This window comes from Sulfuricurvum sp., assembly GCF_019163035.1.
Classification (GTDB): domain Bacteria; phylum Campylobacterota; class Campylobacteria; order Campylobacterales; family Sulfurimonadaceae; genus Sulfuricurvum.
Map to the genome: position 1 here is coordinate 1 of NZ_JAFLKV010000097.1, position 9,730 is coordinate 9,730.

11 protein-coding genes and 2 tRNA genes are annotated in these 9,730 nt (G+C 43.8%); 2 read left to right on the top strand and 11 right to left on the bottom strand.

Annotated features, from left to right (window positions below; all coding sequences use genetic code 11):
• On the bottom strand, positions 1–149 hold a 149-nt coding region (locus tag JZU62_RS07155), incomplete at its 3' end, for a sugar phosphate nucleotidyltransferase (RefSeq protein WP_295013324.1).
• A 96-nt stretch (positions 150–245) separates the two neighbouring features.
• Here JZU62_RS07155 and JZU62_RS07160 point away from each other — a divergent pair.
• A complete protein-coding gene (locus JZU62_RS07160; protein ID WP_295013304.1) occupies positions 246–650 on the top strand; it encodes a hypothetical protein in 405 nt (134 codons plus the stop codon).
• 39 nt (positions 651–689) lie between these two features.
• Here the strand turns inward: JZU62_RS07160 and JZU62_RS07165 are convergent.
• From JZU62_RS07165 to gyrA, 10 genes are all read right to left on the bottom strand, one after another.
• Positions 690–764: transfer RNA gene (locus JZU62_RS07165), tRNA-Asn, on the bottom strand.
• 26 nt (positions 765–790) lie between these two features.
• Positions 791–865 (bottom strand) — tRNA-Asn (locus JZU62_RS07170).
• A 56-nt stretch (positions 866–921) separates the two neighbouring features.
• Positions 922–1,860 carry a radical SAM protein gene (locus tag JZU62_RS07175; RefSeq protein ID WP_295013306.1) on the bottom strand — a complete coding sequence of 313 codons (939 nt, stop codon included), beginning with the start codon at positions 1,858–1,860 and terminating at the stop codon, positions 922–924.
• A gap of 2 nt (positions 1,861–1,862) precedes the next feature.
• Positions 1,863–2,906 (bottom strand): uroporphyrinogen decarboxylase, encoded by a 1,044-nt coding sequence (gene hemE, locus JZU62_RS07180; RefSeq protein ID WP_295013308.1) that lies wholly within the window; start codon positions 2,904–2,906, stop codon positions 1,863–1,865.
• Positions 2,899–3,423, bottom strand: coding sequence for a YqhA family protein (locus tag JZU62_RS07185; protein ID WP_295013311.1), 525 nt, complete (start codon positions 3,421–3,423; stop codon positions 2,899–2,901). Before JZU62_RS07185 ends, hemE begins: the two co-directional genes overlap by 8 nt.
• 2 nt (positions 3,424–3,425) lie before the next feature.
• Positions 3,426–4,454 (bottom strand): aspartate-semialdehyde dehydrogenase, encoded by a 1,029-nt coding sequence (locus JZU62_RS07190; RefSeq protein WP_295013313.1) that lies wholly within the window; start codon positions 4,452–4,454, stop codon positions 3,426–3,428.
• Positions 4,455–4,523: 69 nt separating this feature from the next.
• On the bottom strand, positions 4,524–5,678 hold the full coding sequence (locus JZU62_RS07195) for a sigma-54 dependent transcriptional regulator (RefSeq protein ID WP_295013314.1): 1,155 nt from the start codon (positions 5,676–5,678) through the stop codon (positions 4,524–4,526).
• 14 nt (positions 5,679–5,692) lie between these two features.
• Positions 5,693–6,100 carry a hypothetical protein gene (locus JZU62_RS07200; RefSeq protein ID WP_295013316.1) on the bottom strand — a complete coding sequence of 136 codons (408 nt, stop codon included), beginning with the start codon at positions 6,098–6,100 and terminating at the stop codon, positions 5,693–5,695.
• On the bottom strand, positions 6,049–6,507 hold the full coding sequence (locus JZU62_RS07205) for an LPP20 family lipoprotein (protein WP_295013318.1): 459 nt from the start codon (positions 6,505–6,507) through the stop codon (positions 6,049–6,051). Before JZU62_RS07205 ends, JZU62_RS07200 begins: the two co-directional genes overlap by 52 nt.
• Before the next feature lie 50 nt (positions 6,508–6,557).
• Positions 6,558–9,038, bottom strand: coding sequence for a DNA gyrase subunit A (gene gyrA, locus JZU62_RS07210; RefSeq protein ID WP_295013320.1), 2,481 nt, complete (start codon positions 9,036–9,038; stop codon positions 6,558–6,560).
• A gap of 137 nt (positions 9,039–9,175) precedes the next feature.
• On the opposite strand from gyrA, the gene JZU62_RS07215 reads away from it, so the two are divergent.
• Positions 9,176–9,514 carry a P-II family nitrogen regulator gene (locus JZU62_RS07215; protein WP_295013322.1) on the top strand — a complete coding sequence of 113 codons (339 nt, stop codon included), beginning with the start codon at positions 9,176–9,178 and terminating at the stop codon, positions 9,512–9,514.
• Positions 9,515–9,730: the final 216 nt, after the last annotated feature.

The following is a 9,730-nucleotide window of genomic DNA, read 5'->3' on the forward strand; positions in this document are numbered from 1 at the left end:
AGAACGTCCCGAATTCCGGCAAGCATAAGAACCGAGAGGGGATAATAGATCATCGGTTTATCGTAGATAGGAACGAGCTGTTTACTCACCCCTTTGGTAATGGGATAAAGTCGTGTTCCACTGCCACCTGCTAAGATAATACCTTTCATGCGACCCCTCTGCAAAATTATTACTATAATTATAGTCAAAAAAGGTTATAGGGCGGTTTAATCAATTTTGAGGCTTCCATTTGGGATAATAACAGTATGAAAATATTAATGATTGATCAAGTTGGATTTCAGCTTCAAACCCGAAAAATACTATTAGAAGATAGTATTGAAAGATGTGTTGTCGATACGGTATCGACATTAGGTGATGTTTTTATAGTCTTCAAACAAGATAAATATGACGTTGTGATTATTGATCATGGGATTGAAAATGGGCAGCAATGTGTAGACCATATTTTGCAAACGTCTCCAATGCAACCTATATTAGTGGTGAGTGATGCAATCCATTGTGTTCTTAGTCGTTGTGAGGATTGTGTCAGTAACAATCTCATCCGTCGTTTGTTTAACCCAACACCGATTAAGAATATTGTTCGTATGGTTGAGGGATTTCGAAATTATCGATGTGATCATTATGATGCAGAGACGAGTAAAATAAAAGGATAAAATATTTTTCTTGAATGGGTGACAAAGGTTATTGAGGGGTGGCTCCGAATGCTGGATTCGAACCAGCGACCAAGTGATTAACAGTCACCTACTCTACCGCTGAGCTAATTCGGAATGTAACAATGGGGAAATCTCAAAAATGGCTCCGAATACTGGATTCGAACCAGTGACCAAGTGATTAACAGTCACCTACTCTACCGCTGAGCTAATTCGGAATCTTTAAGAGGCGCAATTATACGCTATGTTGAGTTGGATGTCAATAAAAACGGGGTTATTTAGCGCGTTTTCGATCAATATTTTTACTCGGAGTGAAAAAGATTACGTTTGAACGTTCAATTTGAGTGATTTTACCCTGACGAAGCAGATTTTCAAAGCGTTGTTTTGACTCAGTATCAAAAAGGGCACGGATGTCATCTTGTGTGAGAGGACGTTTATCGAGAGTGGTTAGGATATCGTCGTCGCTGTATGTGCTTACACTAGCTGAAGTATGAGTGCGTGAGACGATGTGGATCGGTAGCTCAGGATCAAAAGAGCGAGAGAGGAGATAGAGTTCCTCAAAACTCAGCCCCTGCACGGCATACGCAGGAGGACGATCAATGGTGCCGATATCGATACGTTCACAGTGGATTGAGAGTAGGGCGCTGTTAAGTGCTTTTACCTCTTCTGCTGTGTCATTGACCCCTTTGACAAATAATATCTCTATAAAGAGTTTCCCTTCAAAGAGGTTTGAAAATCGGGTAATACTTTCGATTATAATACCGATTTCGATCCCCTCGTCGGGGCGGTCAATTTTTTTGAATACAGCAGGGGTAGCCGCGTCGAGAGAGAGTTTAACTTGGTCGAGTTTTAAGAGGGTATCAAATACGGTAGGATCACTCAAGCAGGCACTGTTTGAGAGAATTAGAGTTTGGATAGAGTCTTTGATCGTATCAAGCTGTTCAATCAGTTTAGTTAGATGCGGATACATCGTCGGTTCGCCGTTGGCGGTGATGGTGATGACATCGATAATGGAGTGTTTATCGAGCGCTTCTTTTAAATCGGTAATGATGGTCTCTACGGGAGTTACAGTATGTTGATATGCCATGGCAGGTGCAGGTGCAAGCTCGCAGTAGAGACAGTCGAAGTTACATTGTTTCGTTGATGCGGAAAGATCGATCCCGAGCGATACTCCGAAACGACGTGAATGCACGGGTCCGAAGATGGTAGACATGATTAAGCTTTTTTACTCACACGTTGGCATTCACGGACGAAGTGTTGAGCATTTTCAACCGGAACGTCAGGGAGAATCCCGTGACCGAGATTGAAGATGTGGCGTTTGCCACCCATGATCTCTTGGATCGCTTCGACGCACGCGGTTGTTTGCTCTTTTGAGTATAAACGGCACGGCTCCATGTTTCCTTGAAGGACGTAACGATCCCCCAATTTCTCTTTCGCCAACGCCATCGGAGTGCTCCAGTCAACACCGAATACATCGAAATTTCCGTACACTTTATCTAAAAAGGCAGAGATACCTTTAGGGAACATGATAACGGGGACATGAGGGTACTTCTCTTTTAAATACTCAGCGATTTCAACCATATAGCTCCAAGAGAACTCATCGTATCGGCTCGGCTCGATAGCTGCTGCCCAACTGTCGAAGATTTGGACAACATCGATCCCCGATTGGATCTGTTTTTCCATGTAAAGTTTGACCACATCGGTCACTTGGCGGAGGATTTTATGAAGAAGTTCAGGGTTGGAGTACATCATCTTTTTACAGAGGTTGTAAGTTTTCGTCCCTTGTCCCTCGATCATGTAGGTTGCTAACGTCCACGGTGCTCCCGTAAATCCGATGAGGGCTTTGTTATCGTCACGTGCATCGAGCTGAGTACGCAAAATTTTGATCGTTTCATAAACGTAGGTAAGTTTAGATGCCGCTTCTTCGCCACCGATAAGCTCATTCAAATCTTCTTCAGACGTGATTGGTTTTTCGAAAACAGGGCCTTCCCCTTTGATGAAATCGAGTTTCATCCCCATCTCATTCGGAACGACCAAAATATCGCTGAACAAAATCGCTGCATCAACACCGACGAGATCGACGGGTTGGATCGTCACCTCTGCCGCCATATCGGGTGCATGGCAAAGGTTGAGGAAATTTCCGGCACGTTTGCGCACTTCCATATACTCAGGGAGATAGCGTCCCGCTTGACGCATCATCCATACGGGGGTATAAGGGGTCTCTTTGCCAAAACAGGCATCAACGAAAATCTTACTCATGGTGACCTACTTTGCTCAAAAAATAAAGACCGACGGCAACAGCTGTGATGGAGAGTGCTAAATACAAAAGCTCTAATGCTCCTGTGAATATGGTATGACCCACTTTCTGGAAAAAGCCGACGACGAGAACCATCACGATAACTTTGGAGATTTTATCTTTGAGCTGATCGAGAGAGTGAACCGCTAAAAGTTGATTTTCTTTCCCGTGTTCATCTTTGGCAGGGTCGATATCAGAGATAAAGAGCTCATACAAACCAAATGAGAAGATGATCATTACGACACCGATAAGGTATAAGTCAACTGCACCGATAATACCGCCGACTACTTTTTCATGAAACCCCTCTGGGTGTGCATGGGTTGCATAGGCATTAATGACATAGGATGTTGTGTAATAAACATCAAAGCTGGCAATAGCAAATAACACTACAGCACCCAATAATCCAAATACTACCGCTAAGATGATGATGAAGCGTGAGCTCCAAAGCCCGCGTTCAAAGAGATTTTCGAAGAATTTCATCTTTATTTTCCTTGCATTTCTACCCATTTTTGGGCAATACGTACCGCATTAGTTGCAGCACCGACACGGAGGTTATCGGCAACCACCCACAGATGGAGTACATTCTCACGATAAAGGTCATTACGGATACGTCCGACGAATGTTTCATTTTGATCCATACAGAGTGATGGCATAGGGTAGATACTCTCTTCCGGTACGTCCATAACAATAATATTCGGCGCCTTACGCAAGAGTTCGCGAGCCTCATTAGCATCCACTGCACCGTCAAATGTGAGGGTGAGGGTTTCAGCATGACCGCGCAGTGTCGGGATACGGACACAGGTTGCACTCACTTCGATATCTTTGTGCATAATCTTTTGGGTCTCATTCACCATTTTAAGCTCTTCTTTGGTGTAGCCGTTGTCGGTGAACGAGTCGATTTGTGGGATAGCGTTGAGTGCGATACGGTGAGGGAATTTTTTTGGTTCCATGTCATCGAGTTTGAAGGCAAAAAAGGCTTGCATTTGTTCTACGAGCTCTTCCATTGCTGTTTTACCCGCACCCGAAGTTGCTTGATAGGTACTTACATCGATACGTTGCAAATCGTAGGCGTCATCCAGCGGTTTAAGGGCTTGTACCATTTGAATGGTTGAGCAGTTTGGATTCGCGATAATCCCCGTGTTTTTCCACTGAGCAATATCTTCAGGGTTTACTTCAGGGACAACGAGGGGAACATTTTCATCCATACGGAAATGGCTAGTATTATCGATCACCACTGCGCCTGCTTCTGCTGCAAAGGGAGCAAATTTAGCGGATACGCTACCGCCGGCACTGAAAAGGGCTATTTCGATCTCTTCCTCAGCAAAAATGGTAGGGGTTAACTCTTTGATAACGAGTTCTTGATTATTAAATGTAACGGTATTACCTGCACTACGTGCACTCGCTAACGGGACAAGTTTGTTTAGTGGGAACTCAATCTCTTCGAAAATGCGTAAAATTTCTTCTCCGACGGCACCGGTAGCACCGACGATAGCAACGTTATAAAGTTTCATAGGAAGCTTTCCTTGAGAGGGGATAGTATCGCCTCTGAATATTTTTCCGCGATTATATCGAATACCTACTTATATTCGACCTAATCCTCGCGCCTCTAAAAAGAGATCTTCCGTATCAATACTCTCACCATCGCTCAAAATAGCGGAGCGTTCAACGACGGATATGAGCTCACGGATATTTCCCGGCCAGTTGTAGTTTTCGAGTGCATTACGTGCTGAGGTGGTAAACGATTTACTCTCATACCCGTATTGTGAACAAGAACGTGCCAGTGCAGCCTCGGCAATGCTGAGGATCTCTTCTCGACGTTCTCGCAGGGGAGGGATATTGAGAGGGATAGTGTTGAGGCGATAATACAAGTCTTCGCGAAATTTCCCATCCGTAATTTTGGTGTGCAAATCGGCGTTGGTGGCGCAGATGATACGAACATCAATTTTGGTGTTTTTAGAGGCTCCTAGACGACGAATTTCACGCTCTTGCAAGACCCGTAGTAGTTTGGCTTGAAGGCTATAGGGCATTTCGGCGATTTCATCCAGAAAGAGTGTTCCCCCCTCAGCTAACTCAAATTGACCGGTTTTGGCTTCGGTAGCATCGGTGAATGAGCCTTTTTCAAAGCCGAACAGTTCACTCTCGATTAGGTTATCTGGGATCGCCGCCATATTGATCGCGATAAAGGGTTTGGCTGAGCGCGGTGAGCTCTCATGAATATGACGGGCAAAAACCTCTTTACCTACTCCGCTCTCCCCTAAGAGCATCATGCTTGCATCGGTAATAGCCGCTTTGGCGATGCGACCGAGGAGTTGATCAAGAACAGGAGAGGAACCTAAAAAATTGTCACTTTTCGCGAGCTCTGTTGAGGAAGATTTTGGTGATTTTTTGGCGAGGGTAGCCGTTCTCTCGATAGCGGTGACTAACGTCTCAATCTCGAAGGGTTTGAGAAGAAAATCTTTAACCCCGAGTTGGATTGATTCGATGGCACGGGTGAGGGTGGCATTGCCGGTGATGATGATCACCTCGTATTTCCCTCCGAGAGTTTTGACGAATTCGATTCCGTCCATCCCCGGCATATTGATATCACTGATTACGAGTTCAAAGGTGTCATCGAGTTTTTTGAGGGCATCACGTGCGTTTTTGAAGGTATGAATTTCGTATTTTTCATAGTCGCTCATCGCTATTTCAAGCGATTTACGCATATTGATATCGTCTTCAACAATCGCAATTTTCATCTACAACCCGCCCACTATTTAGTTGGGGTTATTGTAACAGAGTCATCATTAAACTCGACTGCATAGCACCTTGTAGGAAGAGTGAGGGAGTTTAGGGTTTGGATTTGAGCTTTATTGAGGGTATCGTTGCTTTTCACACGTAGCTCTTGGGAAGCGGCAAATTCAATAAAGGCACTTTGCTCACGCTCTAAGAGGGTTTCTAGTTTTTCATTGGGGAGGCGTTTTAAGAGTAATAGTGGTGAATCGGTAAATTTGTTACAAGGCTTCATCGCTTTGGAGATGGAGAGAGTTTCGTTGATAGCTTGGGTATTTTTGGTAGCGAACCGATACCCTATATAATAGTTATCAGCTCCCGTGCAGAGAGTCGAGATTAGTGCAAGACTCGTGAATATGAAAGGGCAATTTCCATTTCGACTTCGCACAGACCCTCTTTAAATGAAGTGTTAGTAACATTAGCCCCGCGAACGAGTGCTTCAACCGATGTTTTCGTACTGGATTGTTGCAACATCATATTTTTGATGGTGTCTTGACCCTCGACTTGAACCCCTTTTACTCGCTCAGCGATCAGACGGTATCCATCCACCATCGCGGCACGTTTTGCCAATGCATACGCTTGGGCAGGTGAAGCGGTAACCGATGGAGCGATACCTTGACCGGTTACGGTGATGACAAGTTCATTTTGGGATTTTAAAATGGGTTCAACACAATGACCGTCCGTACCGCTGTAAACACATTTTACTTTAGTATCGGAAGATGCATCGCTGTTAAAAAATCCCGCGTTAAGTGCGGGAACGGTGAGAAGCAGTGCAAGAAGAGCAGAGATTCGCATTTGGGTTCCTTCGGGTAGGTTTGGAATAATTACCCAATACAGAGCAAATACTATTCCAATACTAAAGTATTCTCACCTTCTTCGCTTTCTTCTTCCTCATCCTCTTTTTTAGGACAACGGGAAATACTCGCAACATCATCCCCTTTGATGATATAAACGCCGCTGGTATTACGTCCTGATTTGGCAATCGTTTGCATATCGACACGGATCATTTTGCCCGCTTTGGTGAGAGCCATCATATCCATAGTTTCATCCACCATGAGACAGCCTACGACGGTCGTTCCGGTTTTAGCATTGAGTTTCATCGCGATGACACCGGTTCCTGCACGGTTAGTGAGGCGGTACTCTTCTGCCGTAGTACGTTTTCCAATCCCTTTTTCACTCACCATTAAAATCTCTTCTTCATCGGATTTAATGATGTTGGCATCAACGACAACATCGCCTTCGATTTTGAATTTGATACCACGTACACCACGGGTACTACGTCCCTGATCACGAGTTTTTTCGATTTCAAATTTGATACATTGCGCATATTTCGTCACAATAAAGAGGTATTTGGTCTCTTCATTTGCGATGTGTGCCGTGATGAGTGCGTCATCATCATCGAGAACGATTGCACGGACACCGTTGCTACGAACATTTGAGAATTCGCTAAGTGCCGTACGTTTAACAACACCGTTTTCGGTAAAGAATACCAATGATTTGTTTTCATCAAAATCGGTTGTCGGGATGATGGAGCGAATTTTCTCATCCGCTTCGAGGTTGATGAGATTAACAACTGCTTTACCTTTGGCAGTACGAGAGCCTTCAGGAATTTTGTATACTTTGAGCCAGTGGAGCTGTCCGCGATCGGTCACGAACATCAAGGTATCATGAGTGTTACACGTATAGAATTTCTCGATGAAGTCATCATCATACGTGGTTACGGCGATTTTGCCTTTACCGCCTCTGATTTGTTTTTCATACGCAACGAGAGGTACACGTTTGATGTATCCACGGTGAGAAATGGTGACAACCATCGGCTCGTTAGGGATCAAATCTTCGATATTTATGTCATCATAGTTATCTTCGATGTCGGTAACGCGAGGAATGTTGAATTGCTCAACAAGCTCGACAAACTCCCCTTTGATGATTCCTTTTAGAACTTCTTCACTGCGGAGGATACTTTCAAGATAATCAATGTGTGTCAAAATCTCTTTGAGCTCATTTTCGATTTTATCACGTTCCAAGCCGGTAAGACGTTGGAGACGCATATCCAAGATCGCTTGGGCTTGGATCGGAGAGAAACCAAACTCAGAAATAAGACCGTTTTTAGCCCCTTCACCATCAGAACTTGCTCTAATTAGTTTGATAATTGCTTCGATATGATCGAGCGCTTTTTTCAAACCTTCCAAGATATGGGCACGCGCTTTTGCTTTTTCAAGATCGAAAATAGTACGGCGGATAATGACCGTTTTACGGTGATTGATAAAGTGACCCAGCATTTCAAGAAGAGTAAATACTCTTGGCTCTTGGTTGAAGACTGAGAGCATAATAATCCCGAATGTGGTTTCCATATTGGTCGATTTATAGAGGTTATTGAGGACGATTTCACTCATTGCATCACGTTTGAGCTCAATAACGACGCGGATTCCCTCACGGTCGGATTCGTCGCGAATCTCGCTGATCCCCTCGATAAATTTGTCTTTGACCAATTCGGCAATGGTTTCGATCAAACGGGCTTTGTTGACTTGATAGGGAAGTTCATCGATGACGATAACGTCTTTGTTCGATTTTTTCTCGATGTGTGTTTTGGCACGGATACGGATACGACCACGACCGCTCTCATAAGCATCTAAAATCCCTTTTTTACCATAGATAGTTCCACCGGTTGGAAAATCAGGAGCTTTGATAAACTGCATAATATCAATGAGAGAGGCATTCGGATTATCCATCAGATAAACGAGTGCACTCAAAACTTCATTCGGATTATGGGGAGGGATATTAGTTGCCATACCGACGGCAATCCCTGATGAACCATTTATGATAAGGTTCGGGACACGTGTAGGAAGGACTTCAGGCTCAAAAGTGGTGCCGTCGTAGTTCTCGATCATATCAACGGTATCTTTTTCAAGATCTTTGAGAAGTTCTCCCGCATAGCGGGTCATTCGCGCTTCGGTATAACGCATTGCTGCTGCACTGTCTCCATCGACTGAACCAAAGTTACCTTGACCGTCTACCAGCGGTGTACGCATTGCGAACGGCTGTGCCATACGTACGAGTGCATCGTAAACGGAAGTGTCACCGTGCGGATGGTACTGTCCGATAACGTCCCCGACGATACGAGCCGATTTTTTGTATTTGGCACCCGCTGAGAGGCTCAATTTATCCATCGCGTACAAAATACGGCGGTGAACCGGTTTAAGACCGTCTCGGACGTCAGGAAGGGCACGGCCAATGATAACACTCATCGAGTAATCAAGATAACTGCTCTTGAGTGTGTCTTCTATATTAATGTCATTTATTTCGCTGTTGTCAAGCAGATCGTTCATGCAGTCCCCAAAAGTGAAGATAATATGGCTGATTATATCCGAACGAGCCTTAAAGTCTAAAATCTATTTCATTTGATAAATTAGTTAAATAAGGTTACAATATATCTTAGACATCGTGATTATGGAGTTCAGTATTAATGAAAAAAATTGAAGCGGTTATCAAACCATTTAAACTCGAAGACGTAAAAGACGCACTGGCGGAGATTGGGATTACCGGAATGACGGTAAGTGAAGTAAAAGGGTACGGACGACAAAAAGGGCACAGCGAGTTATATCGCGGTGCAGAGTATGTCGTAGACTTTCTTCCAAAGATTAAAATGGAGATGGTAGTGGATGAGGCAATGGTGGATCAAGTAGTGAACACTGTTGTTGAAGCAGCACGCACCGGAAAAATCGGTGACGGTAAAATCTTTATTAGTGACATCAATAAAATTATCCGTATCCGTACGGGCGAAACGGATAGCGACGCTATCTAAACCATCTTATTATATTTCAAAGCTTTGGCTTTGAAATCCTCTTTCCATCTCATCCTTATATAATGCAAAAAATCCTGTTTTTTATTTTATACTGTACATTGATTAAAAATTAATCAACAAATTGCACTCTCCCTATTTGATTACTTTGTACAATGGTACTCGACATTCAAGTTATAAGGAGAAAAAATGAAAAAGTGGCTTTTAGCTTTATCGCTT